The organism is Brevibacillus sp. HB1.2 (genome assembly GCF_013332495.1).
Lineage (GTDB): Bacteria > Bacillota > Bacilli > Brevibacillales > Brevibacillaceae > Brevibacillus > Brevibacillus porteri.
Genome location: NZ_JABMIU010000011.1, coordinates 132528 through 158415, shown reverse-complemented (window position 1 = coordinate 158415; position 25888 = coordinate 132528). Strand labels below are relative to the sequence as shown.

At 48.2% G+C, this 25888-nt stretch carries 27 protein-coding genes; 21 read left to right on the top strand and 6 right to left on the bottom strand.

From position 1 onward, the window contains the following. Positions 1-58: 58 nt before the first annotated feature. The 5 genes from HPY28_RS22345 (at position 59) to HPY28_RS22325 (ending at position 6121) form a co-directional block, all read left to right on the top strand. Positions 59-631 carry a GNAT family N-acetyltransferase gene (locus HPY28_RS22345; protein WP_069848838.1) on the top strand — a complete coding sequence of 191 codons (573 nt, stop codon included), beginning with the start codon at positions 59-61 and terminating at the stop codon, positions 629-631. Between the two features lie 138 nt (positions 632-769). After that, positions 770-2512 (top strand): ABC transporter ATP-binding protein, encoded by a 1743-nt coding sequence (locus HPY28_RS22340; protein ID WP_174231438.1) that lies wholly within the window; start codon positions 770-772, stop codon positions 2510-2512. A 19-nt stretch (positions 2513-2531) separates the two neighbouring features. Beyond that, positions 2532-4616 (top strand): ABC transporter ATP-binding protein, encoded by a 2085-nt coding sequence (locus HPY28_RS22335; RefSeq protein WP_174231437.1) that lies wholly within the window; start codon positions 2532-2534, stop codon positions 4614-4616. 28 nt (positions 4617-4644) lie between these two features. After that, positions 4645-5829: an MFS transporter gene (locus HPY28_RS22330; protein ID WP_017251453.1), complete on the top strand. Its 1185-nt coding sequence runs from the start codon at positions 4645-4647 to the stop codon at positions 5827-5829. 133 nt (positions 5830-5962) lie between these two features. Then, positions 5963-6121 carry a hypothetical protein gene (locus tag HPY28_RS22325; protein WP_254613173.1) on the top strand — a complete coding sequence of 53 codons (159 nt, stop codon included), beginning with the start codon at positions 5963-5965 and terminating at the stop codon, positions 6119-6121. Positions 6122-6186: 65 nt separating this feature from the next. On the opposite strand, the gene HPY28_RS22320 is transcribed toward HPY28_RS22325, so the two are convergent. The 3 genes from HPY28_RS22320 to sppA form a co-directional block, all read right to left on the bottom strand. Beyond that, entirely contained in the window at positions 6187-7197 is a 1011-nt protein-coding gene (locus tag HPY28_RS22320) for a CAP domain-containing protein (RefSeq protein WP_174231435.1), read from the bottom strand. Positions 7198-7313: 116 nt separating this feature from the next. Then, positions 7314-7805, bottom strand: coding sequence for an RDD family protein (locus HPY28_RS22315; protein ID WP_174231434.1), 492 nt, complete (start codon positions 7803-7805; stop codon positions 7314-7316). Positions 7806-7835: 30 nt separating this feature from the next. Then, entirely contained in the window at positions 7836-8801 is a 966-nt protein-coding gene (gene sppA, locus HPY28_RS22310; RefSeq protein ID WP_017251450.1) for a signal peptide peptidase SppA, read from the bottom strand. 177 nt (positions 8802-8978) lie between these two features. Between sppA and HPY28_RS22305 the strand changes: the two genes are divergently transcribed. Beyond that, positions 8979-9707 carry an amino acid ABC transporter ATP-binding protein gene (locus HPY28_RS22305; protein WP_017251449.1) on the top strand — a complete coding sequence of 243 codons (729 nt, stop codon included), beginning with the start codon at positions 8979-8981 and terminating at the stop codon, positions 9705-9707. A gap of 59 nt (positions 9708-9766) precedes the next feature. Here HPY28_RS22305 and HPY28_RS22300 read toward each other — a convergent pair whose 3' ends face one another. After that, positions 9767-10468, bottom strand: a complete 702-nt coding sequence (locus HPY28_RS22300; protein ID WP_017251448.1) for a polysaccharide deacetylase family protein — start codon at positions 10466-10468, stop codon at positions 9767-9769. Between the two features lie 141 nt (positions 10469-10609). Between HPY28_RS22300 and HPY28_RS22295 the strand changes: the two genes are divergently transcribed. From HPY28_RS22295 to gcvH, 6 genes are all read left to right on the top strand, one after another. Beyond that, positions 10610-11422 carry a DUF2797 domain-containing protein gene (locus HPY28_RS22295; protein WP_017251447.1) on the top strand — a complete coding sequence of 271 codons (813 nt, stop codon included), beginning with the start codon at positions 10610-10612 and terminating at the stop codon, positions 11420-11422. A 47-nt stretch (positions 11423-11469) separates the two neighbouring features. Then, the gene (locus HPY28_RS22290; RefSeq protein WP_174231433.1) at positions 11470-11643 is read left to right on the top strand and encodes a hypothetical protein; all 174 of its coding nucleotides are present in this window, start codon (positions 11470-11472) and stop codon (positions 11641-11643) included. Between the two features lie 132 nt (positions 11644-11775). Further along, the gene (locus HPY28_RS22285) at positions 11776-12141 is read left to right on the top strand and encodes an arsenate reductase family protein (protein ID WP_026043314.1); all 366 of its coding nucleotides are present in this window, start codon (positions 11776-11778) and stop codon (positions 12139-12141) included. Beyond that, positions 12138-13328, top strand: coding sequence for an aminotransferase class I/II-fold pyridoxal phosphate-dependent enzyme (locus HPY28_RS22280; protein WP_174231432.1), 1191 nt, complete (start codon positions 12138-12140; stop codon positions 13326-13328). Before HPY28_RS22285 ends, HPY28_RS22280 begins: the two co-directional genes overlap by 4 nt. Before the next feature lie 33 nt (positions 13329-13361). Next, complete coding sequence (locus HPY28_RS22275) at positions 13362-13814, top strand: redoxin domain-containing protein (protein WP_174231431.1); 453 nt, start codon at positions 13362-13364, stop codon at positions 13812-13814. Positions 13815-13873: 59 nt separating this feature from the next. Then, positions 13874-14254 carry a glycine cleavage system protein GcvH gene (gcvH, locus tag HPY28_RS22270; protein WP_017251442.1) on the top strand — a complete coding sequence of 127 codons (381 nt, stop codon included), beginning with the start codon at positions 13874-13876 and terminating at the stop codon, positions 14252-14254. Between the two features lie 54 nt (positions 14255-14308). Here the strand turns inward: gcvH and HPY28_RS22265 are convergent, their stop codons facing one another. Beyond that, entirely contained in the window at positions 14309-16363 is a 2055-nt protein-coding gene (locus HPY28_RS22265; RefSeq protein WP_174231430.1) for a methyl-accepting chemotaxis protein, read from the bottom strand. Between the two features lie 307 nt (positions 16364-16670). On the opposite strand from HPY28_RS22265, the gene HPY28_RS22260 reads away from it, so the two are divergent. Together HPY28_RS22260 and HPY28_RS22255 are read left to right on the top strand one after the other, a co-directional pair. Beyond that, positions 16671-17111 (top strand): hypothetical protein, encoded by a 441-nt coding sequence (locus HPY28_RS22260; RefSeq protein ID WP_017251440.1) that lies wholly within the window; start codon positions 16671-16673, stop codon positions 17109-17111. A 22-nt stretch (positions 17112-17133) separates the two neighbouring features. Beyond that, positions 17134-17526 carry a VOC family protein gene (locus tag HPY28_RS22255; RefSeq protein ID WP_007726371.1) on the top strand — a complete coding sequence of 131 codons (393 nt, stop codon included), beginning with the start codon at positions 17134-17136 and terminating at the stop codon, positions 17524-17526. 167 nt (positions 17527-17693) lie between these two features. Here the strand turns inward: HPY28_RS22255 and HPY28_RS22250 are convergent, their stop codons facing one another. Further along, positions 17694-17885, bottom strand: coding sequence for a hypothetical protein (locus HPY28_RS22250; RefSeq protein WP_174231429.1), 192 nt, complete (start codon positions 17883-17885; stop codon positions 17694-17696). Between the two features lie 142 nt (positions 17886-18027). On the opposite strand from HPY28_RS22250, the gene HPY28_RS22245 reads away from it, so the two are divergent. From HPY28_RS22245 to sufU, 7 genes are all read left to right on the top strand, one after another. Then, positions 18028-18369, top strand: a complete 342-nt coding sequence (locus HPY28_RS22245) for an SCP2 sterol-binding domain-containing protein (RefSeq protein ID WP_017251439.1) — start codon at positions 18028-18030, stop codon at positions 18367-18369. Positions 18370-18428: 59 nt separating this feature from the next. Continuing rightward, complete coding sequence (locus HPY28_RS22240) at positions 18429-19571, top strand: M20 peptidase aminoacylase family protein (RefSeq protein ID WP_017251438.1); 1143 nt, start codon at positions 18429-18431, stop codon at positions 19569-19571. Positions 19572-19863: 292 nt separating this feature from the next. Continuing rightward, on the top strand, positions 19864-21447 hold the full coding sequence (gene pckA, locus HPY28_RS22235; RefSeq protein ID WP_174225599.1) for a phosphoenolpyruvate carboxykinase (ATP): 1584 nt from the start codon (positions 19864-19866) through the stop codon (positions 21445-21447). Positions 21448-22113: 666 nt separating this feature from the next. After that, the gene (gene sufC / locus HPY28_RS22230) at positions 22114-22902 is read left to right on the top strand and encodes a Fe-S cluster assembly ATPase SufC (RefSeq protein ID WP_017251436.1); all 789 of its coding nucleotides are present in this window, start codon (positions 22114-22116) and stop codon (positions 22900-22902) included. Positions 22903-22923: 21 nt separating this feature from the next. Beyond that, a complete protein-coding gene (sufD, locus tag HPY28_RS22225; protein WP_017251435.1) occupies positions 22924-24222 on the top strand; it encodes a Fe-S cluster assembly protein SufD in 1299 nt (432 codons plus the stop codon). Then, the gene (locus HPY28_RS22220) at positions 24222-25448 is read left to right on the top strand and encodes a cysteine desulfurase (RefSeq protein ID WP_174231428.1); all 1227 of its coding nucleotides are present in this window, start codon (positions 24222-24224) and stop codon (positions 25446-25448) included. Before sufD ends, HPY28_RS22220 begins: the two co-directional genes overlap by 1 nt. Then, complete coding sequence (gene sufU / locus HPY28_RS22215; protein ID WP_017251433.1) at positions 25435-25872, top strand: Fe-S cluster assembly sulfur transfer protein SufU; 438 nt, start codon at positions 25435-25437, stop codon at positions 25870-25872. The genes HPY28_RS22220 and sufU overlap by 14 nt, the downstream gene beginning before the upstream one ends. Positions 25873-25888: the final 16 nt, after the last annotated feature.

Genomic DNA, 25888 nt, shown 5'->3' with positions numbered 1-25888 from the left:
GCTTTTTTGCTCATTTTGGCGTTTTCCAGTAAAATATCCAAGAAAAGGGGAGATTCGTATGCAAACGATTCAACGGATAGCAATCAATGAAGATACGTACTTGAAACAATTAGAATTAGCAGATGCTGAGGAGTTATTTTTGCTTACGGATTCGAACCGGGAGAATCTTATGGAATGGCTGCCGTGGCTGAATTATACGAAGAAGGTAGAGGATTCTCGCCAATTCATCCAAGCGACGATCCATCAGTACAACGATAATCGCGGCATCAACTACGGCATTTGGTACCAAGGACGTCTGGCTGGTACAGTCGGCGTACATACGGTGGATTGGATCAACAAAAAGACGTCTATTGGCTACTGGCTGGGTTCACAATTTCAAGGCAAAGGCCTGATGACAGAAGCAGTGGCGACCTACTTGGACGTATTGATCTTCGGGTCATGGGATTTGGAAAAAGTAACGATTCAGGCTGCTACGGAAAACGATAAGAGCAGATCAATTCCGGAACGATTAGGGTTTCAACTGGAAGGGATACTCCGCCGGAATGAATTCCTTTACGATCATTACGTGGATCATGCCACTTACAGCCTGCTAAAAGAGGAATGGCTGGACTGGAAAACCGATAAAAAATAGTAGATTGAACTGTATGCTTCGATTGACAATGAAAATTCTGTCAATTACGATGGTGAAGACAGATCAAGAGGGCTGCGTGTGATTCGCAAGCCCTTTTTTAGTCGTGCTGTTAGGTTTGAATAAATAGAGGTGATTTACATGCAGACACTTCGGCAATTATCTTGGTTTTTCCGTGCCTATTGGAAACGGTACGTCATTGGAATCTCTGTGTTGTTTATTATTGATGTCCTCATGCTTTGGCCACCGAAATTAATCGGGGACACGGTGGATTCGATTCGCAACAGTTCCCTGACAAACGCTGACTTGACGCAAACAGTGGTCATCTTGCTCGTTTTGGGTGTTAGCTTGTATGGATTGCGGTTTCTCTGGCGGTTCTTGTTAAATGGGGGAGCCCTGATACTGGAGAGGACGTTGCGCGAGCGACTGTTTGCCCATTTGACGAGAATGACCCCGTCGTTTTTTCATCGCAAACGCAGTGGGGATCTGATGGCCGTCGCTACCAACGACATTCCTGCCATTGAACAAACAGCTAGTACAGGAGTGCTTACGCTTGTCGATGCGTTGTTCATGACCTTGTTAACGCTGGGCGTCATGGTGACCGCGATTGATTGGAAGCTGACGCTTGCTGCACTGATCCCGATGCCGTTTTTGGCTTGGTCAACAGCGTACTATGGAAGGTTGCTACATGAGCGCTTTTACTTAGCGCAGGAAGCCTTCGGAGAGATGAATGATCATGTTCAACAATCCGTATCGGGCGTTCGGGTATTGAGAGCATTTGTTCAAGAAAAGGCCGATATCGAGGCATATCGCCGGGTCAGTGAAAAAACGTTGGAGCGAAATGTGAGCGTTTCGCGGATCGACGCCCTGTTCGAGCCGACAATCGCGATTATTATTGGCTTCAGCTTTTTGATCGGGCTGGGCTATGGGACGTATTTGGTGTTCACCAGCGTCATCTCCTTAGGGGATTTGGTTGCGTTCAATTTATACTTGGGACTTTTAATTTGGCCGATGTTCGCCTTTGGTTGGCTAGTCAATGTGTTGCAGCGCGGTGGTGCTTCCCACAAGCGTTTTACAGAGCTAATGGTGGAGCAGCCAGATGTGACGGAGGCAGCGAATCCGGTCACGAGCCAAATCGCCAATACCGTAGAAGCACGCCATTTTTCCTTTACGTATCCGGGGACTGACAAGCAGGCGCTCACCGACATCTCGTTTCATTTGGGCGAAGGAGAGACGCTTGGGATTGTCGGACGGACAGGAAGCGGCAAGTCGACGCTATGCCGTGCTTTATTGCATCAATATCAGATGAAGGAACAAGCTCTGTTTATCGGGGGCATCCCGATTGAGGGACTTGCTTTCGATACGCTGCGAGAAAAAATCGGCTATGTGCCTCAGGAGCATTTGCTGTTCTCACGGACAATTGCAGAAAATGTTACATTTGGGAAACCACAAGCGACGACCGAAGACGTGATGCATGCGTTGGAGCTTGCGGAGATGAAGAGAGATCTGGCGCAATTCAGAGTTGGATTGCAAACCATGGTTGGAGAGAAGGGGGTCACCCTCTCCGGTGGGCAAAAACAGCGTATTTCCATTGCGCGCGCTCTTTTGATGGATGCGGGTATCTTGATTCTCGACGATTCTTTATCGGCTGTGGATGCGCGGACTGAGGAGAGTATCCTGCGTCATCTGAGACAGGAGCGCGCAGATAAAACGACGATTATTACCGCTCATCGTCTGTCTGCCGTACAGCATGCACAACTGATTCTCGTGCTGGATGAGGGACGGATCGTTGAGCGGGGGACACATGACGAGCTGATGCAGCGCAACGGCTGGTATGCAGAGCAGTATCGTCGTCAGCAAATGGAACAGGATGTGGCTGGTTGAGAGAGGGGGAAAGCGTTTCATGAGCAAAGAAAATGTATGGGGGCGTTTGACCGAGTACGCCAGGCCATTTCAAAAGCAAATACTGGGCGCGCTGTTCCTGCTCTTGCTGGGAACGAGTGCAGAGTTGGCGGGTCCTTTTTTAGCCAAGGTCATAATCGATAATCACATCCTAGCGATCCAAAAGCCTTGGTATCAACTGGACGAAGTGCCATCACAAGCAGCGGGGCAGGTCGCCTCACTGAACAGTACGAACTATATTCGTGAAGATGTTGCAGCAAAGACGGGTATTGCTTTGGATAGTATCCGTCAAAAAGAAGGAACCGTGCTGACAGAAGGCACGACCTATTACTTGGTTTCCGGCAAGGTGAATCCAAACACGGAGAAGCAATTCACCCCAATTACGCCCGAAAACGGCAGGGAACGCTTCGAGGTAACAACGAAGGATCAATCAGGTCAAAAGATGACCTCCACAGGCATTCGGCTGACCGCAGAGGAAGTCAAGGCGATGTATCAAGGGGATGTCCTGCCCATTGTCTGGCTTTCCGCAGGTTATGGAGCACTGATCTTGCTCTCAGCTGGTTTCAACTACGTCCAGATTTTGTGGCTGCAAAAGATCGCGCAGCGCATCATTCAGCAAATGCGGATGAAGCTGTTTATCCATTTGCAAAAGCTCCCGGTTGCCTTTTTTGACAAAACGCCAGTCGGTGCGCTTGTCTCCCGTGTGAGCAATGATACAGAAGCCATTCGTGAGCTATATGTGAGTGTACTCGCGACGTTTGTGCAGAATGGTCTTTATTTGATCGGAATCTTGATCGCGCTCTACATCTTGCAGCCTGAGCTCGCTCTCTTCTGCTTTTTGACGGTGCCAGTGCTCGTACTGTTAGTCTACGTGTATCAAAAGTACAGTTCTCGCTACTATGCGGTGATTCGCGCAAAGCTCGGTGACATGAATACAACGATCAATGAAATGATCCAGAACATGACGATCGTGCAGGCTTTTCGTCGGGAGAAAGGTGTGCAAAAGGAGTTTGCTGATGTAAATGAAGACTACTTCAAGGTGCGGATGAAAGAAATTAATCTCGAATCCTTGCTTTTGCGCCCAGCGGTAGATCTGATCTGGAAAATTTCCTTGACCCTGATCGTTTGGTATTACGGCTCGAGTTCCTTCCACAGCGCAATTTCCTTTGGTGCGCTTTTTGCTTTTGTTGATTACATGGGGCGTTTTTTCGAGCCGATCAACATGATCATGAATCGGTTGTCACAAATGCAGCAGGCGACCATTTCAGCGGGGCGCGTCTTCGAAATTATGGATGAGACTACGGAGAAGAGAGAAGCTGGTGCACAAATCGAGCGCCCGCGTGGAGAGGTTGTTTTTGATAACGTATCTTTTGCTTATCAGGGTGACGATTACGTCTTGAATAACGTCTCTTTTACGGCGCAGCCTGGTCAGACGATTGCACTGGTAGGGCACACTGGATCGGGAAAAAGCTCTTTGATGAATTTGCTGCTCGGGTTCTATCCGGTGACGAAAGGGAGCATTTTGATCGACGGGCAAGATATGAGACAGATTGATACGCACTCGCTGCGCAGTCATGTCGGACTGGTTTTGCAGGACCCGTTCTTGTTTACGGGAAGCATTGGATTCAATATTCGCATGTACAACGATACGATTACGGATGAAGAAGTGAAGCGGGCGGCAAAAGCGGTACGTGCTGACGAATTCATTTCCAAGCTGCCGGGCAGTTATGACGAACCAGTCGTCGAGCGAGGCATGACGTTATCCGCAGGCCAACGCCAACTGATCTCTTTTGCTCGGGCATTGGCTGCTGATCCCGCGATGCTGATCTTGGATGAAGCAACGGCAAGCATTGACAGTGAAACAGAGCTAGCCATTCAGGAAGCGTTGCATGTACTATCAAAAGGTAGGACGACATTCATTATTGCTCATCGATTGTCGACGATTCAGCACGCCGACCAGATTCTTGTTTTGTCCCGTGGAGAAATCATGGAGCGAGGTACACATGATGAACTCATGGTGAAAAATGGTCTTTATCAAAAAATGTATCAGCTTCAACAGGGGAGTGCTTCCGTAGAGAGTGCTTAGTAGGGAGCTAGGAAGGAGAAACAACACCATGTCACAGTCACGTTACACCTTTTGGGTGTTGATTTTGGTTGTCGGCATTGCGGGGTTAAGCCAAGGCTTGACGATCCCGATGCTAACGGTTTTATTGGAAAAACAAGGTGTTTCATCCGTGATGAATGGACTCAACGCCGCCGCCTTGTATATTGGAATGGTCATGGTCAATCCATTTTTGGAAATCCCACTGCGGCGCATTGGATACCGATCCACAATATTATGGGGGTTGCTGTTGGTGACGATCGCAACAGCGCTCATCCCGATGTTCAGCCATTTGGCGATCTGGTTCGTATTACGTTTACTGATGGGAGTGGGCGATAGTGGTTTACATTACGCCAGCCAAATGTGGGTGACCAAGATCGCAGCTCCCGAGAATCGAGGACGCGATCTTTCCATTTACGGGCTGGCATATGGCGTGGGCTTTAGCATTGGTCCATTAGGCTTAAGCGTGCTCCATTTGGGGATTTGGGTACCTTTTGGAGGCTTGCTCGTTCTGTATCTGATTGCCTTCTTATTATTATCCCGGATCAAAAATGAGTTCCCTGCACAGATCGAACAAACGGAAAAGAAGCAAAACAAATACGCATTTGTTTTGCGACTTGCTTGGTTGGCGCTGATTCCTTCGTTTTTGTTCGGATTCATGGAGACGTCGCTCAACGGCAGTTTTCCCGTTTATGCTTTGCGTACTGGCTTGTCTGTTGAATGGGTTTCCTTGATCCTTCCGTCGTTTGTCGTGGGAAGTATTATTTTGCAGATGCCGTTGGGGGCATTGAGTGACCGTATAGGTCGCAAGCAGGTCATGCTCGCGTGTGCGCTTGTAGGGGGATTGGCCTTCTTCCTGTTCCCGTTTGCAGGTGAAAACGTATGGCTGATGATGCTGTTGTTGGCTATAGCTGGAGCGGCTGTCGGTTCCTTTTACTCGTTAGGCTTGGCTTTTTCGGCAGATATTTTACCAGCATCGATGGTTCCTACCGCAGGAATTATCGCGGGCGTCAATTTTGGTGTCGCCAGTATTTTGGCTCCGAATGTGAATGGCCTGCTGATGGACGTGTGGGAGCCGTGGACGATCTTTTGGCTGATGGGATCGCTGCTCATTGTTTTCGCGGCAGCTTGCCTGTTTTTCAAACAAAAGGCAACCCAAGAACAGACGTATTCGATGCCCTTGCAAAAACAGGGGTAAAAACAAGGATGGATAAGCTTCGCCAAGCTTTTGGCGAGGCTTTTTTTTTTTTGCCCAAAAAAGCATAAACGGGCATCAAGGTGGGAAGCGTATGAATAGTAAGTAGAACAGCATGATTGGAAGGGGTTACCCGATGCTGACACCATGCATTTTCAGAAGAGGCATTGCCTGGATCTTATTTTTCGTGCTCAGTCTGGTAATCATCCCGTTTTTCTCAGATGACGGCCAGGCTCCGACACCGTCTGCACCTGCACCTGCACCTGCTACTACAAATGCAACTTCGCAGCCATAGCTTTGCCCTTGTGTTCACGAAAAAAAGACACGCCACTTACGAAGGCGTGTCTTTTTGCTGTAGTGTTAGCGGGTGACAAAATTTTGGGTGAAATATGGGCGGCCATCTTTCATAACGATACCGACACCGAGCTGCTTGAAATTTGGAGAGAGCAAGTTTTGACGATGCCCTGCGGAGTTCATCCAGCTCATGTGGGCTTCGATCCCGTCTAGCTGTCCGTAGGCAATGTTTTCACCAGCTGCGCTGTAACGAATGCTGGCTTGCTTCAAACGATCAAACGGACTTCCCGTAGATGGGGAGGTATGGTTGAAAAAGTTATTCTGGGCCATGTCTTGGCTGTGTGCTCTGGCCACTGCTGCAACTTGTTCATCCCACGTGATAACGGGCAGCTTGGCACGTTGCCTTGCCACGTTGAGCAAGTCCAAATTTTGTTTCTCGTATGCGAGCGCTGCCTGCTTCATCTGTGCGTCTGTCAGTTTCGGCAGTTCAGGTAATTTCGTATAGGAAATGGGATACATCAAGCCAATCGCAATAGTGGCAAAATGCTCAGGAGTAGAGATGCGCACTCCTGCGACCTTATTTCCACCCAGCTGATCAATAGAGAAGGTGATCGCCTGATTGTTTTGGAGATAGGTCGGATGAGTAAGAGTATTTTTTTGGATACGCAGACTCGGGTTGATCGTCAGCGTATTTTGCGGTGCACCCCAGCTGTTTTGTAGGTCTTTTGTAGTAGAGCCAATCGTGATGCCATTCAGATTCAGCTTGGCTCCATTGGTAAACAACGTCACGACTTTGCCGTTTTGCATGCCGACTTGAATATAGTTGTTCAAATCTTGATTGTAAATCCACCATTCCACGCCCGTATGACTTGGATCAATGCGGGCAGGCTTGCCTACTGTTTGTTCTACCTGTGCGGTGCTCATTCCTAGCTGAAGGTTATAAACGACATTCGTTTTAACGCCTGCTGCTTGAGGGGCAGCAGATGCAGCTGAAACAGGAAGGACAGGGGCAACGTGGCCGAGCAGAGCCAGCGAAAGGCTCAGGGCGAGGATGCTGGTTACTTTCTGTTTTCGCATGTATCTTCCTCCTCGGTTGGATAGGATCTGCCTTGTTGGTAATGGTATCGGCAGGAAGCTCCTACAAAAATAGGGACCAAGGATGCAAAAATAAAACCCCCGCTATAGAGCGGAGGTTATGGTCGACGATCCCGGATGACATACGTTTTGGCGATCAGATCATGCCAGCCTTGCTTACGTGGGTGCCATGCAACCCATAGATAGCCCAATCCGAATACGAGTGAAGCGAGGAATTTGCCGATGACTTCTCGTAAAAATACCTGTCCGCCAGACAGATTGCCTCGCGCCTGTCTGGCACTGATGACACGGATGCCTGTGATCAGCTTTCCCAAGGTTTGTCCGGACCACCAGGTCAGCAAGATCATATAGAGGAGATCAAACAACGCCTCTACCAAATCGATGAAATGAAAAGAGGCGTATGGAACGGCAAAAAAACGTCGTAATGGATTGAAAATGAGGTAGCTAATGCCGATCAAGAACATCGAATCAAGGAGCGACGCCACCACACGAATCCAGAAGCCAGCATACAAATGTTGTGGTTGGGCTTCTGAATATGGATCAAGGGAATCAGGATCATGTGCTTTTTCTTCGTCGGGAAGCTGGTTCATAAGAAGCCACTCCTTTTTTGTTTTAACAGGCTAAGGCATGAACTGATACAGCAGGCGAGGTGAACTTTGGCGGTCCCATATTCGATTGAGACCAAGCGGATCAGGATTCGACCAGTACTGCTTCATACTGAATAACAGCTTGCTGATGGAGAGTTGGTCCGCATAGCGTATGACCATTGCTTCTTTCTCTCCAGACAAAGAGAGGGCATAGCGTGTCGCTTCCTCCAAATCGCCGAATTCATCGATGAGCCCCAGGCGTTTTGCTTGCTCACCAGAATAGACACGGCCGTCAGCGATTTCCAGCACGCGCTGACGCGAGAGGTTGCGGCCCTTGACGATGACGTCGACGAAATTGTTGTAGCTTTCGTTGACGAGTGTTTGGAAAATGTGCCGTTCTGGGTCCGTCAGTGGCCGGGCTGGACTGCCGATGTCCTTGAAGCGTCCGCTTTTGATTGCGTATTGATGTACACCTAGCTTGTTCGCAGCTTCACTATAGTTAAACAGATTGAAAATGACGCCGAGGCTGCCAGTTAGTGTGTTGGGATTGGCAAAAATCGCATCGCCTGTTGTGGCCAAGTAATAGCCGCCTGAGGCTGCTGTGGAACCCATGCTGACGACAATAGGAAGATTGCGAACCTGCTTGAGCCGCAGCAAGCGTCTGTGCAGTTCATCGGTAGCCACGACCTCTCCCCCTGGACTATCAATGCGAAGGACCACGGCTTTCACCATCTCATCCTCTTCAATTCGGCGTAGCTGTTCAGTCAATAGCTCCGTCATCGAAGGCAGCCCAGCGTTATTTTGCTGCCCCGAAATAACGCCGTTTACAAATAGCTGCACAATTTTGCTGTTGCCATAGCCCGATACCACATTTTCTTCCCAAGCGAACCCAGGATGGTCGACGAGATCTGTATAAGTCCCGTAAATACCCTCCACCAAAAGCCCTAATAGAAAAACGACCAGTACGATTACGAGTGCGACCCATTTTTTTCGATGCATGAAAACCACCTCACACTTAGCATGAGCCGTCGAGGGCAGAGTTACGCATAGGACTAGCACTGGAAAAAATGGGAATGAGGTAGGCTGATAGTAAATTCATGCAATCTTTAGACTATTGCGGTAAAATGAAATCATAAGAACTACAAGCTTGTTTTATCGCAATAGGGGGACAGACAAATGATTATACAGGTGTCAGATTTGACGAAGAACTACGGCGATCTGAAAGTGTTGAAAGGCATTACGACTCAGGTAGCAGAAAAGGAAGTAGTCTGTGTCATTGGTCCGTCTGGCTCGGGCAAGAGCACGTTTTTGCGTTGCTTGAATCAGCTGGAGGAAATGAGCGGCGGAAGGATTGTCATCAACGGACATGATTTGTCAGACCCCAAGACCGATATTAATAAAGTCAGAGAAGAGGTCGGGATGGTCTTTCAGCGCTTTAATCTCTTTCCGCATAAAACGGTGCTGGAAAACGTCATGCTGGCCCCTGTAAAAGTGAAGAAAATGTCCCAGGAAGAAGCCCGCAAGCAAGGCTTGGTTCTCTTGCAGAAGGTGGGGCTCCAGGATAAGGCCGATGTGTATCCCGAGCGGCTGTCTGGCGGGCAGATGCAACGAGTCGCAATCGCAAGGGCGCTCGCCATGAATCCAAAGGTTATGCTGTTTGATGAGCCGACATCCGCCCTAGACCCGGAGCTGGTAGGAGAGGTGCTTGCCGTCATCAAAAATTTAGCCAAAGAAGGCATGACAATGGTAGTCGTTACACACGAAATGAATTTTGCCAAGGAAGTGGGCGACCGCATCATTTTTATGGATCAGGGTATCATCATGGCAGAAGGTCATCCCAGCGAGGTTTTTGGCAACAGCAAGAACGATCGCTTACGCTCGTTCTTGGGCAAGGTATTGGCGTAAAAAAAAAGGGCACCAGTTGCTTCGTTTCGTTTCATGAAAAACGAGGCACTGGTGCCGTATTATTTTGCTGCATCCAACAATTGACTGACCGTGACAAACCGATAGCCCTGCGAACGCAAATCCGTGATGAGCTCCCGAAGCGCAGCGACTGTTTGCCGTTGGTTCAGACCCCCATCATGAAACAGGATGATATCCCCGGAGGAGACATTGCTTTTGACGCTTTTGGCAATGACATTAGCCGTGCGTGCCAAAGACCAATCACGAGGATCAATGGACCAGTGAATGATGTCGTAGCCACTGGATTGAACCGCATTCATGACGTCATGTGTCAGGATGCCGTAGGGTGGACGGTAGTATTGCGCCAAAATGCCGGTCGTCTTCAAAATGGAGCGCTCTGCATGCTTGATGTCTTCGTACACTTCATGCTCGGTCAGCTTGTTCAGGTCAAAATGGTGGTAGCCGTGGTTGCCGATTTCATGCCCGGCCTTGTATATCCACTGCATGACCTTTGGATGCTTGTCCACTTGTGAGCCAAGGACAAAAAACGTAGCGCGAACATTGTACTGGTGCAGCACCTCAAGAATTTTGGGCGTGTAGATAGCATCCGGCCCATCATCAAAAGTGAGGGCGACGACCTTTTTCTCTGTGTCGATTCTGTGGATCGGCTCATACGAAGGTAGTGTTTGCTGGGCAAAGGTAGGTAGGGTGCCGTAGCCAAGAAGGCAGGCGAAAAGCAAGGCGTACCGTATGCATTTGCGCATGAACAATCGCCTCCTTCTTCTGGGATGTGATTAGGTTCACCTCCTGCCAGGGAAAACATGCTACCAAAAGAAAACAGCGGTCAGAGTAGGTGGCGGTTATGTTAAAATGGAAGAACCGTACATAGGAGAGGAGAGAGTTTGGTGGAACTCCGCGGTATTTTGCAAGGACTAACACACGAGTACCATGGAGGGGACAAGCCGGTAGACTACTATTTGAATATCGGTGAAGATCGCCTTCCGCTTAATGAATGGCTGGGCAGTGAATTGACGATTTCGTTTTTGGGCGAAAAAAATTGCATTGCCTGTGGCCGCAAAACAAACAAGACGTTTAACAGCGGGTATTGCTATCCCTGTTTTACCAAACTGCCGGAAAATGACTTGTGCATCGTCAAGCCGCATGAATGTCATTTTGACTTGGGGACTTGCCGCGACGAGAGCTTCGGCGAGAGATATTGCATGATTCCTCATTTTGTCTATCTGGCAGTATCGAGTGATATAAAGGTAGGATTGACTCGCAAGCATAATGAATTGAGACGCTGGGTGGATCAAGGTGCGATTCGCGCGATTCCGATTGCGGAGCTTCCCACTCGTCGGATGGCTGGGGAGCTTGAATTCCATTTGAGTCAGTTTTTGCCGGACAAGACCAACTGGCGCAAAATGCTCAAGGGAGATGTGAAGGAAATTGACTTGCTCGCCATGCGTGACGAAGTGTACGGTCATTTTCCTGAACAGTTTAAAGCATTCCAATATCGCGAGGATGAATGGGTAGATATTGCCTATCCAATCTTGGAGTCACTCGATAAAATTAATTCCAAGACACTTGATAAAGAAGAACAGCTCGGCGGCCGATTGATCGGTGTGAAAGCACAGTATTTGATTTTTGATAATGGTGTATTCCAGACGAGAAAGCACGCTGGCTACCAAGTCGAGATCAAAGCAAAACCGTCTGCATAATGACGTGCAAACTCCTCACACTAGGAAATGTGAAGGAGGATGGGCAGATGGATGAGCACATTGAGTACACCATGCCTTTAACCGGGACACTGGCTGAGGCTGTGGAAGACCAGAATGCCAAGCAACTAGGGGTGCCCTTCTCGCCGCTTTCGCAAATGTGGCAGGTAAATCCTGACCAGACGAATGATAAGGATTATGCAAAGAGCGAGCGCACCGAATAACAGATACCACATGAGAAGGAAACGTATGACGACAGCCAGAAGAGAGGGACGGCTGTCGTTTTTGTTTGCTACACGTTTACCAATTCTTATACAATAAATAAATGACAGAAACGAAAAAGCGAGGAAATGAATATGACGACGAAAGCCTACCTATACAACAAATGTGATACATGCCGCAAAGCGAAAAAATGGCTCACGGATCAACATATTGGCTTCGAAGAAATTCCGATTGTTGATGCACCGCCGTCTAAAGAGGAGCTGCGTCAAATTTGGCAGACAAGCGGTCTCGATTTGCGCAAGTTTTTCAATGTGAGTGGTGTTCATTACCGCGAGCTCGGCTTGAAGGACAAGCTTCCTACGATGTCAGAGGATGAAATGCTTGAGCTGTTGGCTTCCAATGGCAAGCTGATCAAACGGCCTCTTATCGCAAGCGATCGTACGGTAACCCTTGGTTTCAAAGAAGAAGAGCTGGAGAAGGCTTGGGGAGGGAAGGCATGATGCGCCAACCTTCCAACAGACTGAACCATCTTTCCGCCGACATTTTTTCAGAGATGGAGGCTCGCAAAAGGGAAGTTGCCAAAACAAGAACGGTATACGACTTGAGCATCGGCAGTCCTGATCAGCAGCCTGACGAGAAGCTACTGCAAACGTTAATCCATGCCATCCAGCAACCAACTGCTTTCCGCTATCCATTGAGCGATGGAACGGCGGCCTTCCGAGAAGAGGTCGCCCGCTGGTATCAATATCGTTTTGGGGTGGAGCTGGCGCCTGATGGGGATGTTCATTCCTTGATGGGGTCACAGGATGGTTTGGCTCACTTTGCCTTGGCATGGACCGATCCTGGAGATATCGTCCTCGTACCTGATCCTGGGTATCCAATCTACGAAGGCAGTGTTCATTTGGCGGGAGCGGTACCTTACCGGATGCCTCTGCGGGCAGAAAATGAATTTTTGCCAAAGCTGACAGACATTCCAGAGGAGATAGCGACTCGTGCAACGTTCATGATTCTGAACTATCCGAATAATCCGGTTTCCGCGGTCGCTACCCTTGCCTTTTTTGAAGAGGTCGTGGCTTTTGCCAAGCGTTTTGACATTATCGTGGTTCATGATTTGGCCTATTCGGAAATGGTGTTTGACGGCGACCAAGCGCCGAGCTTTTTGCAAGTGCCAGGAGCGAAGGAAGTAGGAATTGAATTTAATTCGTTTTCCAAGAGCTTCAACATGGCAGGTTGCCGGATCGCTTACGTTGTAGGGAATGCAGACATCATCAAGCCGCTTGCGATTGTCAAATCCAATATCGATTACGGCGTCTTTTTGCCTGTACAGCAAATGGCCATTGAGGCTTTGCGAAGGGATCGGGAATCGGGTGAGAAAAACACAGTCGCACCCGTTTACCAAGAACGGCGTGATGTGCTGCTGGGGGCATTGGCACAGGCAGGATGGAGCATTCCATCTCCCAAGGCGACCATGTTCGTCTGGGCAGCTGTACCGAACGGCTGGACGTCACGAGAGTTTGCCTTCGCTTTACTGGAGAAAGCCGGAGTCGTCGTCGTTCCGGGAAGTGCCTTCGGCGAAGAAGGAGAAGGGTATGTACGAATTGCTCTCGTTCAACCTCCCGAGATCCTGTTAGAGGCTGTAGCTGCCATCGATCAATCCGGGATTCTTCACATGAAAACAAGTGTGTAGCGGTTGAAGTCCAAAAAGAGGGGATGAGCTTTCATGCGTTTGCACGAAGAAATGCCTGACTTTCCTGGGATTACAGAGTGGATCAACGGGCAAGTAACCAAAGCTGATTTGGTTGGAAGTCCTGTCTTGGTGCATATCTGGTCCGTCAGTTGTTACATGTGCAAGGAATCGATGCCAAGCATAAACGAATGGCGAGATCAATACGCTGCTGACGGTTTGAAAGTCATTGGAATTCATTTGCCTCAATCGGAAAAAGATACAGACATCGAGATGATCAAGAAGGCGATTGCAGAACAACATTTGACACACCCTATTGCAATCGATAATGATAGAGAGACAGCCGATGCATTCCAGAATGAATACGTCCCCGCTTTTTATTTGTTTGACGAGGCTCTTCAGTTACGTCATTTTCAGGCAGGAGAGAAGGGTCTCCAACTGGTAAAAAAACGCTTGTTCAGAATTTTGGGGATCGAAGAGGAATCCTAGAATGTTCGTCTAATTATGTATGTGTAATGGATTGTACCCGATAGGAGGATATGTAAACGATGGAATTCCCGAAAAATCTACGTTACAGTGAAGAGCATGAGTGGGTGCGAGTAGAAGGAAACAAGGCGTACATCGGAATCACTTCTTTTGCTCAATCAGAGCTGGGTGACATCGTGTTTGTCGAATTGCCTGAGGTAGGCACGACAATCCAACAGGATGAGCCGTTTGGCAGCGTGGAATCGGTAAAAACCGTTTCTGAACTGTACGCTCCTGTAACTGGTAAAGTAGTAGAAGTAAATGGCGAACTGGAAGATGCACCTGAACTGGTTAACTCCTCGCCATACGAGCAAGCATGGATGATCGTCGTCGAATTGTCTGATGCAGCTGGGCTGGACAAGCTGATGGATGCAGACAAATACGAAGCGATGGTAAAAGAATAGGAAACAAAAAAGCCGGGGCTTTTATGCTCCGGCTTTTCTTTATATAGGGATGGACTACTCCAGCTTGAATGTTCGTATTGCATCATTAAGCTCTTCTGCCATTTTCGCTAGCATCGTTGCAGCCGAAGAGATTTCCTCCATGGAAGCGGTTTGTTCTTCCGCTGCTGCTGCAACTGTTTGAGAGTTGCCAGCTGATTGTTCTGCGATTTGTGTAATATGCGTTATAGCGGATACAATCGTTTGCATTTGCTGACTGATCTTGCTCATTTCTGTTGTCACTTCATTCATACGGTCGAGCAGCCCTGACGTGGACCCAGTAATTTGCTCAAATGCATTTCCTGTTGAGCGAACGAGTGTCATGCCTTCTCCCAAAATAGAAGCGCCATGATTCATTGCCGCGATCGCTGAGCCTGTGTCCTGCTGAATCACGGTGACGATGTGACTGACTTGCTCAGCGGCAGAGCTGGACTGCTCGGCCAACTTGCGCACCTCGTCGGCTACAACTGCAAAGCCTCGTCCTTGTTCTCCGGCGCGAGCTGCTTCGATAGCGGCGTTCAGAGCGAGCAGGTTGGTTTGATTGGCGATCGTCGTGATGAGTGAGATCATTTCTCCAATCTCTTGGGAGCGCTGGCCTAGCGTATTGACGATGGTAGAGGTCTTGGCCATCTGGCTATGGATCACATCCATGTGCTCGACCGTTTTAGCTGCCATCTGATTGCCATCTGTGGCTTGGCGGTTCGCTTCTTGTGTAGAGAGATTTACATCCTCAATTCCTTTTTCCATCGCTTCAATGTGTACGGCAATCTCGTTGATGACTTCATAGCCTTGAACAGTGGCATCCACTTGCTGCTCAGTACCGTAGGCAATTTCTTGAACGGATTGAGCGATCTGCTCTGTTGCTTTGCTCGTCTGTTCCGCACTTGCCATCAATTGCTCAGACGTAGCAGCAACCTGTTGAGCGTTGAAGCTGACTTGACCCAGCGTTTCGCGCAAGGTTGCCGTCATGGAGTTAAAGCGATTTGCCATAACCCCTATCTCATCAACTGTCTGAATATCCATGGAAGCAGTAAAATCGCCGTTGGAGAGGGCTTGCGACAGCTGGTTGGCTCGCTCGATTTGTTTGGTCAGGTATTTGCTGAAGGAATAAATGACAGCAATCATGATCAACAGACCGATTAGGCTCACCGTACAAAGCTCAAAGAACAAGTCATAGAGAGGATCTGCAATTTCTTTTTCTGGCATAACGAGAGCGATTGTCCAGTTTGTATCTCCGAGCTCTTGAAAATACACACGATTGATGCCGTTTTCATCGTTAAACGTCTTCATGCCTGACTTCTCTTCTAGAAGAGAAGGACCTATTGCTGCCAAGGAAGCATTCTCGTCAGATTGAACGGAATGATTCATCAGCTTGTCTGATTGAGGATGAGCGAGGTATCTCCCTTTTTGATCCACCAAAAAGGCCCAGCCTGTTTCGCCTACTTTTGTACTGGAGACGAGCTTTTCCACGTCAGTGAGGGTAATATCGTCTGTGGCCACACCCAGAAGCTTTTTATCCGGGGTGTAAAAAGGAGCGACTACCGTCACCATTGACACCTTGGAAATTTCGTCAAAGTACGGCTCTGAATAATCGCTTTTCTTTGTGGTCGTGATGCCGACCTTGTACCAGTCTTGATTTGGATAGTTATAGGAGTCGCTGCTGTATTCATCTGTAATGTTAACCTTGCCGTCAGTCTTTGCCCCGTATGTAGCAACGAGTTTTTTGTTCGGGTCAAATGCGTAAGGTTCCATGAAAATTCCCATTCCAACCGTCGTGTCATTAATGAGAACGGTTTTGGACAGCAGGGAATTTAACTGCTCCAGCGAATTTGTAATAGGAGCCATTTCAATAAAGCGAGCCATACTCAGGGTTACCTTGCTGTGGGCTTCCAGTTGCTTTTCTATATTGCTGCCGACCATATCTAGTTGATAATTCATTTTGTCCTCAATTTCCTGGTTCAGTTGGTCGACAGAGAACCAGAAACCGATACCCACAACGAGCAAAAGTGTCAAGATAATGACAGGAAGGGTAATAGTCAGAGTCCGAGCACGAAGACTTTTGAAACGAAACATGAAACCGCTCTCCTTTTGAATTTTTGCTAAAACGATTATTATTCCTTATTATCGGATAGATTAAGACTATCTTGTATGATGGATTTAGGCAAATGAGGGAAAATATTCACACTAGTCAGAAAATGTTGCAGAAATCAAAGTAAATCGAGTAAAATAGATAAACCAAATCTTTATGCGATTTCCTTCATTGGTATCATTTGCGGGTGGAGTGTTAATGGGTATATAAGCTACAATGCGGATACAGACAGAAGTTTCGACCAAGAAACGGACATGGACGTTTCATTTGGCGAATAGGGAGGGAGACTATATGAGTTTTTGTTGTGGTGCTGGAATGGTAGGTTCCGTAGGCTCAGTCCGTCATTATAAAACGCTTGTACACAATGTCCCCATCATGTTTTGTCCTGTATGTGACAGAATTGAGGTTCATCCCGGTATTGAGGGAGAATACGAAATTTTAGTAGAATATGCTCAGGGAGATCAGGCTCCAGAAGTGGATTTTGCTGACTTTGTGAGTGTTGACAATACATCCGAGTTGTTTGAGAATTGTACCATGACGGATGAAGCGGCCAGCTTCGCCGAAGTATTAAAGCAGCAGATCGATATTTCACTTGATCTGCTAGGAGTCGCCAAGGAGTTACAGGATGACGATTGGCGGGAAGCATTGATGATTCGTTTAAGACGGTTAAGCGAGCGATTGAAGCAGTACAATAAAAGAAAAGCTAATGTCGCACAAGAGCGCATGACCTGAGTTGACGTGGGAGGCAGTGTGAATGTTTCATTTGAAAGCCGTTCACCACATCGCATTGAATTGTAGTGATGTTGTGAAGGTAGCTCGTTTTTTTAAGGACATTTTGGAAGTCCCTATCCCGGAAGAGAATATGACGGAAGGAGCACCTGTCTACTTTCAAATTGGCACATACACACGGATCGGTCTTCATCCTCATGGCGGGGAAGCTGGGAAAGGCGGCGTAGGGCAGGTCGATCATCTCGCCTTCTCTGTGCAAAGCCGAGCTGAGCTGGACTATCTGGTCGATAAGCTGGAGGCAGAGAATATTTGCTATCGTGGCCCAATTACACAGCCTACTAGCTATAATTTGTATTTTGAGACACCCGATGGTCACCACCTTGAGGTGCGACTCGATAAAGACGAGTTTGATGAGTAGTGTTTCAGGAAGCATCTGCGTAAAGCAGATGCTTTTTTTATTTGCCATCTCACTACTGTGGTGCGAAAAAAGCGGTTGCGGATGTTTTTTTTAGTTTTAGAATGTACCGATGAACAAACAAAGCTGGTGAGAAGAAAAAGCACAGGGCTCGTAGACCTTGACAAAGCCTACTCAGTCGGAACTGCAAAAAGAGGAGCACGCTTGTCGAACACTTCTTCCTTGAGAAACGTCCGCCCGTAGGGTGGCTTTGGCTCGACGGTCCTCTTTTTGCAGTGGAGACGGACAGTCAATCCCCCCTGCTGGCGTGTCAGAGTCGAAGAGAACTGTGCTTTTTCTTCTCCTCCACTATGTTGACTCAAAAGCCCTCTTTAAAAGGTCTTTCTAAAATGTCGAGAAAAAGATAGCTACCCTGACAACAGCCGACAGTGACTCTCATTCCTCGCCAAAGGATTCGACCTGACAGGCCACGAACCCAATTGGGAAGAGAGGGGTGGCGTGCAGATGATCGGAATGGGCAGACTGCTTTTTGAACTGGGCGAGAGACTGCAAGGAAAAGCACACTTGCGATTCATAACAGCAGGATGGGAGCGCAGGATCGGAATTGTGGTCGATGATTCACCTTCACAGTGGCAATTGACGATAGTAAAAGGCGTTGCATCCTGGGATGTGTGGACAGAAGAGCAGTCTGCCGATCTGATCATCAGGGGAGCGGAGAAACAAATGCACATGCTGTTTGGCGGCGATGAGCTCGTCTATGCGCTCGCCAAAGAAAAGGTGCAAATAGCAGGGCCATTGCGCGACCAATTGAAGCTCGATGCCATTTTGCGACTGACCTGTCGGTGAACTGTCTATTAGGGCAGTGTGATATAATAGGAAGAAACGGTTTTGGAGGAGGCGCTTTAATGTCTACTGTTATGTCGTTGCAACAGACGGTTGCCGCACGTAAAGATGCTATTGCCGAAACATTCCGTCATCTGCATGAGAATCCGGAGATAAGCTGGAAGGAAGTAGAAACGACTCGTTATTTGGCGGAGCGCATGCGTGCCTTGGGACTGCGTGTTACGACTTTTGACGATTGTACAGGATTAGTAGCTGAATGGGGCGAAGGGAAGCCAGTTGTTGGCTTGCGCACAGATATCGATGCTCTCTGGCAAGAAGTGGGGGGTGAATGGCGCGCGAATCATTCCTGCGGTCATGACGCCCATATGACATTGATCGTAGAAACGGTAGAAGCATTGGTTGCCGCTGGATATCAACCGCCGGGAACGTTAAAAATTTTGTTCCAACCAGCAGAAGAAAAAGGAACAGGAGCATTGAAGCTGGTGGAGAAGGGTGTCGCCGATGACATCGATTATTTGTACGGTGTTCACTTAAGACCGATTCAGGAGATGGCAAATGGAACGGCGGGACCCGCAATCTACAATGGAGCAGCCATGTTTCTCTACGGGGAAATCACAGGAGTGGCTGCGCACGGAGCGAGACCGCATCTCGGGATCAATGCGATAGAAGTAGCGGGAGCCATTATTTCTGGACTCGGGCATATACATATCAATCCGATGGTGCCTGCTACCGTTAAAATGACCATGCTGCAAGCCGGGGGAGAGAGCTACAACATTATTCCGGACAAGGCGCGTTTTGCTCTCGATCTGCGAGCGCAGACGAATGAGGCGATGGAGACCCTCGAGAATCGCGTTCGTCAAATGATTAACGGAGTCGAGGAGTCTTTTCAGGCACGCATAGAGGTAGAGTCCGGTTCTCGCATGGTGGCGGCGGAGGTCGATGATCAAGCGAAGGCATTTATGGAGCAGGCGATCGTAGATGTGCTCGGTCAAGAGAATTTGCGAGCGGCTCCTGTCAGTCCGGGAGCGGAGGATTTCCACTACTATACGGTGGAGCGCCCTCATATCAAGGCGACGATGCTGGCTCTTGGATGTGATTTGGTGCCAGGGCTGCATCATCCGCTGATGCATTTTGACCGCTCTGCATTGGAAAAAGGTGTGGCGATTTTGTGTCAGACAGTCGTAAAAACGTTTGAAAATACGTAAATCTTTATGCCTTGTGAGAGCAACACTAAGGGAGTAAACTCTTGGTGTTGCTCTTTTTGTGGGGAAAATGTCTCTGTGTACTTCCCGTATAGTCGATAGACTGATTGGTTTGTGGACAAAATACTGCTGTTGGGGAATAATACGCATGAGGAGGGTTATTCACACATTCTCCATGAGAGATTATAAAATTATGTAGCTTATTTAGCTAAATGTGATATACTAATTACAAATCGAGCGACAATTAGAAAGTCACAATAAATGATACACATTTTGGGAAGGAGATCGTTCACACATGGAAACCAATACGGTTCAAAAGCTTACTGACATTCTTGGAGCTACAAAAGTGTATCATAACTTACCTGTAGCTAATCTTGTTGAGATGGCAGTGAAGCGTGGCGAAGGGATTTTGACCGATAAGGGGGCGCTCAATGCGCTAACAGGGAAGTTTACCGGCCGTTCGCCAAAGGACAAATTTGTGGTGGACGAAGCTTCCGTACACGATAAAATCAACTGGGGTCCGGTTAACCAACCAATCAGTACTGAAAAATTCCAAGCACTTCAACAAGACGTGCTCCAATACTTACAATCAAAAGATGAACTGTTTGTCTTCGATGGCTTTGCGGGTGCAGATACAACCTATCGCCTGCCAATCCGCGTAGTGAACGAATTCGCATGGCATAACCTGTTTGCACGTCAGCTGTTCATCCGTCCGTCCGAAGAAGAACTGGCTGCGCACGAATCAGAATTCACGGTTATTTATGCGCCTAATTTCAAGGCCAATCCTGCGGTACACGGAACAAACTCCGAGACCTTCATCGTGATGAGCTTTGAGCAAAAGACAGTATTGATCGGTGGCACTGAGTATGCTGGCGAAATGAAAAAGTCGATCTTCAGCGTCATGAACATGCTGCTTCCAGAGCGCAACGTACTCTCGATGCACTGCTCTGCGAACGTAGGTAAAGACGGTGACGTTGCCCTGTTCTTCGGTTTGTCCGGTACAGGAAAAACAACGCTGTCTGCTGACCCGGACCGCTTCTTGATCGGTGACGATGAGCACGGCTGGTCTGACAATGGCGTGTTCAATATCGAAGGCGGATGCTATGCAAAATGCGTCAAGCTGTCTGAAGAAGGCGAACCGCAAATCTGGAAAGCAATCCAGTTCGGTACCGTACTTGAAAATGTAGACGTAAACGAAGCGACTCGTGTAGCAGACTACGATAGCACCAAATATACAGAGAATACACGCGCTGCATACCCAGTGGAAGCAATTCCGGGTGCTGTGATTCCAGGCGTGGGCGGGCAACCAAATGTCATCGTCTTTTTGACAGCCGATTCGTTCGGTGTATTGCCTCCAATCTCCAAGCTGAATAAAGAGCAAGCCATGTATCACTTCCTGTCTGGCTACACCAGCAAAATGGCAGGTACAGAGCGTGGTGTAACTGCTCCGCAAACAGAGTTTTCTACTTGCTTCGGTTCTCCATTCTTGCCACTGCATCCTGTAGTATATGCAGAAATGCTCGGTAAGAAGATTGACGATCGCAAGGTTCAAGTATACCTGGTGAACACTGGTTGGACTGGTGGTCCGGTAGGTGTTGGGCAACGTATGAAGCTGTCCTACACGCGTGCGATGGTAACAGCAGCATTGAACGGTGAGCTGGAAAAAGTAGACTATGTAGCTGACGAGATTTTCGGGGTACAAGTACCAACTTCTTGCCCGAACGTTCCTGCTGAAGTTCTGCAACCACGCAATACATGGGCAAACAAGGAAGATTACGACAAGCAAGCGGCTGATCTGGCTGCACGCTTCATTGAGAACTTCGAGAAAAAATTCCCGAATGCAGCAGATATTGCGAATGCGGGTCCTAAAGTAAAGTAATCGAACAAGAAAGAAACGGGTAGACAATAAGGTCTATCCGTTTTTTCTTCGTGAAAACAGAAAAAACCGTCAGTGACCGACGGTTTTTAGCTCATCCGTTACTTGCTGCCATCGAATACTTTCGAGGTATTGATTGGGACAACTTTTCCATTTGACTGACGGAAAAGAGTCAGGTAAGCTTCCCAAGGGAGTCCTTCAATAGTGTGATAGCGATACATAACCATTATATATGAATGGTTCTGCTTTCGTTTTGACGACGTGGTCATTGACTATCAATTTAATGTTGGAGAAACGAGCATATATTTTCTCTGTGTCCGTTTTGCGAAGACTGTGGGCCACCTACAAGTAGTAAGACAATAGCGAGTTTCTTGTTACTCTTTTTCAAAATGCTCCATCCCTTTCTAGGTATCCAGTGGTGTTTTTTACAAAAAGTACCTGGAATTTAGACAAAAACGTATGTCCAAAAGTTACAAAGGGAAAAATGCTGCGGAGGCAACAATATTTAGGAAGGATTCATGAGCAAAAACGGACTTTCTAAATATAATGATATAAAAAATACAGATATGTTTCATTCCTTGATTTATAATTATTCTTATTATAAGATAGTTATTGAGAATGGATTGAGAATTTACCAACTCACTTTTGACGTGTATGGAGGGAATTCAGATGACAGCAGTACCGCATTTGCAAATAAAAAACCTTCGCGCCAAGATCGAGGACAAAGAGATCCTCAAAGGCCTGAATTTGGAGATCAAGGGCGGCGAAGTGCACGCGATCATGGGACCAAATGGTACCGGTAAATCGACATTGGCATCCACGTTGATGGGTCACCCAAAATATGAGGTAACCGATGGCGAAGTGTTGATCAATGACGAAGACTTGTTGGAAATGGCAGTAGACGAGCGCGCACGTGCAGGTCTGTTCCTGGCGATGCAATACCCGTCCGAAATCAGCGGTGTAACTAACTCTGACTTCCTGCGCTCTGCGATCAACGCACGCCGTGGCGAAGGAAACGAAATCTCCCTGATGAAATTCATCCGTGAGATGGACAAAAAGATGAACACGCTGGAAATGGATGAGTCTTTCTCCCACCGTTACCTGAACGAAGGTTTCTCCGGTGGTGAGAAAAAGCGTAACGAGATTCTGCAAATGATGCTCTTGGAGCCAGCTATCTGTATTCTGGATGAAATCGACTCCGGTTTGGACATCGACGCATTGAAAATCGTTGCAGCTGGTGTAAACGAAATGCGCTCCGCAGACCGCGGATTCTTGATTATTACGCACTACCAGCGTTTGCTGAACTATGTAAAGCCTGACTTCGTACACGTCATGATGCAAGGTCGTATCGTGAAGTCCGGTGGTCCTGAGCTGGCTGAACGCCTGGAGGCAGAAGGCTATGACTGGATCAAGGAAGAACTCGGCATCGAGGACGAAACCGTAAACGCCAACGTGTAGGATGAAGGAGGCAGCAGTGAAATGAGTGTGGATGTACAGCTACGCTTCGATTCCGAGGCGATCACCCAGTACTCCAAAGCTAATCAGGAGCCTGCCTGGTTCCTGGAAAAGCGCCTCGCTGGACTGAAGGCGGCGGGAGAGCTGGCGCTCCCTGCCTTGGAGAAAACGAAGATTGATAAATGGAATACCGTTGATTTCGATCCGTTCCAAACCACTGCAAAGGTGGCAGCGGCGAATGAACTCAGCGATTTGGTAAAAGCACAAATCGATGTCGACAGCGTGAAAAACCTGTTGGTACAAAAAAATGCTTCTACCGTTTTTCAAGCAGTATCCGATGAGCTGAAGGCACAAGGCGTGATTTTCACGACGTTTGCTGATGCACTGCAAACACATGGCGATCTCGTGCAAAAATATTTGCTGAACGTAATCGCACTTGATGAGCACAAGCTGACTGCTCTGCATACGGCAGTCGTGAATGGTGGCGTATTCCTCTACGTTCCGAAAAACGTGGAAGTAGATGTTCCACTGCAAGCTGTGTATGAAATAGCAGGCGACAACGCTCTGTTGGCTCCACATGTTTTGATCGTGGCAGAAGCGAACAGCAAAGTAACCTACGTGGATACATATGTATCTGGCGAAGGCAAAAGCATGGTTGCGAACAGCCTAGTTGAAGTATATGTAGGCGCGGGCGCATCTGTGCAAGTAGCTTCTGTACGTTCTCTGTCTGTAGACGTTCACGACTACAGCTTCCGTCGTGCAACCGTTGAGCGCGATGGAAAAATGGAATGGATTTTGGGTGAGATGAACGATGGCAATACCGTTGCCAACAATACCACCATCCTCAAGGGATCTGCTTCGATCGCAGAGACCAAATCCATTTCTGTAGGTACTGGTTCCCAACGTCAAAACCTCACTTCCCAAGTACAGCATATCGGCACGCACACCGAGTCTGACATGGTGAGCAAGGCTGTTATGACGGATGAAGCAGTGAGTATCCTGAACGGTATCACGAAAATCGAAAAAGGCGCTGAAAAGGCAAACGGCGTACAGGCGGAAAACATCCTGATGCTGAGCGATAAATCTCGCGGTGATGCCAATCCGATCCTGTTGATCGACGAGGATGACGTTAAAGCGGGTCACGCAGCTTCGGTAGGACGTTTTAGTGAAGAGTCTATCTTCTACTTGATGTCCCGTGGTATTTCCCGTCAAGGCGCAGAACGTCTGATCATTCTCGGCTTCCTGGAGCCAGTTGTCGCTGAGATTCCAGTAGAAGAAGTGAAAAACAGACTCCGTCAGGCGCTTGAAAGGAAGTTAGGCTAATGAACGCCAAGGAGCTTCGGAAATATTTTCCCATCCTTGACCAGGAAGTAAACGGACATCCGCTCGTTTACTTGGACAATGGTGCAACCTCTCAAAAACCGATTCAGGTTATTGAGGCGATGGCTAAATACTACAGGGAGTATAACTCTAATGTGCACCGTGGCGTGCACACCTTGGGCAACATAGCGACAGATGGATACGAGGGCGCGCGTGAAAAAGTTCGCGCCTTCATCAACGCCCGTGAAGCCGCAGAAATCGTCTTTACGCGTGGTACGACATCTGCTTGTAATACGGTAGCGTATGGCTATGCTCGCATGTTCCTTAAGCCGGGAGATGAAATCGTGACCACATTGGTGGAGCATCACGCCAATTTCATTCCTTGGCAGCAGGCAGCCAAGGCGACCGGAGCGACTTTTAAGTTCATTCCGCTGGCAGAGGACGGCACCGTTACTCTGGAAGCGGTTAAGGAAACGATTACGGACAATACCAAACTCGTTGCCATTCACCATGTTTCCAACGTATTGGGGGATACTACCCCAATCAAGGAAATTGCCCAAATCGCCCATCAGCATGGTGCACTTCTCTTTGTTGATGGAGCGCAGGGTGCTCCACACAAGAAAATCGACGTCCAGGATTTGGATTGCGATTTTTATACGTTTTCCGCGCACAAGATGGTTGGTCCGACAGGCGTAGGTGTCCTGTATGGCAAGCGTGAGGTGCTGGAGCGTGTGGAGCCGATGGAGTTCGGCGGAGAAATGATCGACTATGTGGATATGTACGACTCCACTTGGAAGGAGCTTCCTTGGAAATTTGAAGGAGGTACACCGATCATCGCAGGAGCTATCGGATTGGGAGCAGCGATTGACTTTTTGGAAGAGATCGGAATGGACAATATCGAGCGTCATGAAAAACATCTCGTGAAATACGCGATGGAACAAATGCGCGAGATTGAAGGACTGAAGATTTACGGCCCACAGCAGGATCGCAGCTGCTTAATTACATTCAACCTGGATACGGTACATCCGCATGATTTGGCGACGGTGCTCGACAGCTACGGAATCGCAGTTCGTGCCGGTCATCACTGCGCACAACCGCTGATGCGTTGGCTGAATGTGACGGCTACCGCTCGGGCAAGCTTCTATCTGTACAATACAGAAGAAGAAGTAGATGTGCTGATCGCGGGCTTGAAGAAGACGAAGGAGTATTTCGGCAATGTCTTCTCTTGATGATTTATACCGCCGCGTCATTATGGATCACTACCAGAAACCACGCAACCGCGGGAAGCTGGAAGAATCCGAAGGACTCATTGTAAATTTGAATAACCCGACCTGTGGTGACAGCATCTCGCTCTCCTTGAAAGTGGAGGATGGCAAGGTGGTAGATGCCAAGTTCCTTGGAGAAGGCTGTTCGATTAGCATGTCATCTGCGTCAATGATGACGGATGCGATCAAAGGCAAACCAGTTGCTGAAGCACTGGAGCTGTCACAGAAATTCTCCGATATGATGCAAGGTAAAGAAATCGATGACTCGATTGATCTTGGCGATATTGAAGCTTTGTCTGGCGTAGCCAAGTTCCCAGCGCGAATCAAGTGCGCGACATTGGCTTGGAAAGCATTGGAGCAAGGCGTCAAACAGGCAGAGCAGGAATAGGGATAGGTAAGGGACA

Excerpts from the sequence above, each read along its gene's own strand:
- HPY28_RS22240 (WP_017251438.1), top strand. The coding sequence starts at position 18,429 with ATGTCTACTGTTATGTCGTTGCAACAGACGGTTGCCGCACGTAAAGAT.
- HPY28_RS22320 (WP_174231435.1), bottom strand. The coding sequence starts at position 7,197 with ATGCGAAAACAGAAAGTAACCAGCATCCTCGCCCTGAGCCTTTCGCTG.
- HPY28_RS22345 (WP_069848838.1), top strand. The coding sequence starts at position 59 with ATGCAAACGATTCAACGGATAGCAATCAATGAAGATACGTACTTGAAA.
- sppA (WP_017251450.1), bottom strand. The coding sequence starts at position 8,801 with ATGCATCGAAAAAAATGGGTCGCACTCGTAATCGTACTGGTCGTTTTT.
- HPY28_RS22245 (WP_017251439.1), top strand. The coding sequence starts at position 18,028 with ATGATCGGAATGGGCAGACTGCTTTTTGAACTGGGCGAGAGACTGCAA.
- HPY28_RS22315 (WP_174231434.1), bottom strand. The coding sequence starts at position 7,805 with ATGAACCAGCTTCCCGACGAAGAAAAAGCACATGATCCTGATTCCCTT.
- sufC (WP_017251436.1), top strand. The coding sequence starts at position 22,114 with ATGACAGCAGTACCGCATTTGCAAATAAAAAACCTTCGCGCCAAGATC.
- HPY28_RS22305 (WP_017251449.1), top strand. The coding sequence starts at position 8,979 with ATGATTATACAGGTGTCAGATTTGACGAAGAACTACGGCGATCTGAAA.
- gcvH (WP_017251442.1), top strand. The coding sequence starts at position 13,874 with ATGGAATTCCCGAAAAATCTACGTTACAGTGAAGAGCATGAGTGGGTG.
- HPY28_RS22220 (WP_174231428.1), top strand. The coding sequence starts at position 24,222 with ATGAACGCCAAGGAGCTTCGGAAATATTTTCCCATCCTTGACCAGGAA.
- HPY28_RS22275 (WP_174231431.1), top strand. The coding sequence starts at position 13,362 with ATGCGTTTGCACGAAGAAATGCCTGACTTTCCTGGGATTACAGAGTGG.
- HPY28_RS22335 (WP_174231437.1), top strand. The coding sequence starts at position 2,532 with ATGAGCAAAGAAAATGTATGGGGGCGTTTGACCGAGTACGCCAGGCCA.
- sufU (WP_017251433.1), top strand. The coding sequence starts at position 25,435 with ATGTCTTCTCTTGATGATTTATACCGCCGCGTCATTATGGATCACTAC.
- HPY28_RS22290 (WP_174231433.1), top strand. The coding sequence starts at position 11,470 with ATGGATGAGCACATTGAGTACACCATGCCTTTAACCGGGACACTGGCT.
- HPY28_RS22265 (WP_174231430.1), bottom strand. The coding sequence starts at position 16,363 with ATGTTTCGTTTCAAAAGTCTTCGTGCTCGGACTCTGACTATTACCCTT.
- HPY28_RS22285 (WP_026043314.1), top strand. The coding sequence starts at position 11,776 with ATGACGACGAAAGCCTACCTATACAACAAATGTGATACATGCCGCAAA.
- HPY28_RS22330 (WP_017251453.1), top strand. The coding sequence starts at position 4,645 with ATGTCACAGTCACGTTACACCTTTTGGGTGTTGATTTTGGTTGTCGGC.
- sufD (WP_017251435.1), top strand. The coding sequence starts at position 22,924 with ATGAGTGTGGATGTACAGCTACGCTTCGATTCCGAGGCGATCACCCAG.
- pckA (WP_174225599.1), top strand. The coding sequence starts at position 19,864 with ATGGAAACCAATACGGTTCAAAAGCTTACTGACATTCTTGGAGCTACA.
- HPY28_RS22255 (WP_007726371.1), top strand. The coding sequence starts at position 17,134 with ATGTTTCATTTGAAAGCCGTTCACCACATCGCATTGAATTGTAGTGAT.
- HPY28_RS22260 (WP_017251440.1), top strand. The coding sequence starts at position 16,671 with ATGAGTTTTTGTTGTGGTGCTGGAATGGTAGGTTCCGTAGGCTCAGTC.
- HPY28_RS22325 (WP_254613173.1), top strand. The coding sequence starts at position 5,963 with ATGCTGACACCATGCATTTTCAGAAGAGGCATTGCCTGGATCTTATTT.
- HPY28_RS22340 (WP_174231438.1), top strand. The coding sequence starts at position 770 with ATGCAGACACTTCGGCAATTATCTTGGTTTTTCCGTGCCTATTGGAAA.
- HPY28_RS22280 (WP_174231432.1), top strand. The coding sequence starts at position 12,138 with ATGATGCGCCAACCTTCCAACAGACTGAACCATCTTTCCGCCGACATT.
- HPY28_RS22300 (WP_017251448.1), bottom strand. The coding sequence starts at position 10,468 with ATGCGCAAATGCATACGGTACGCCTTGCTTTTCGCCTGCCTTCTTGGC.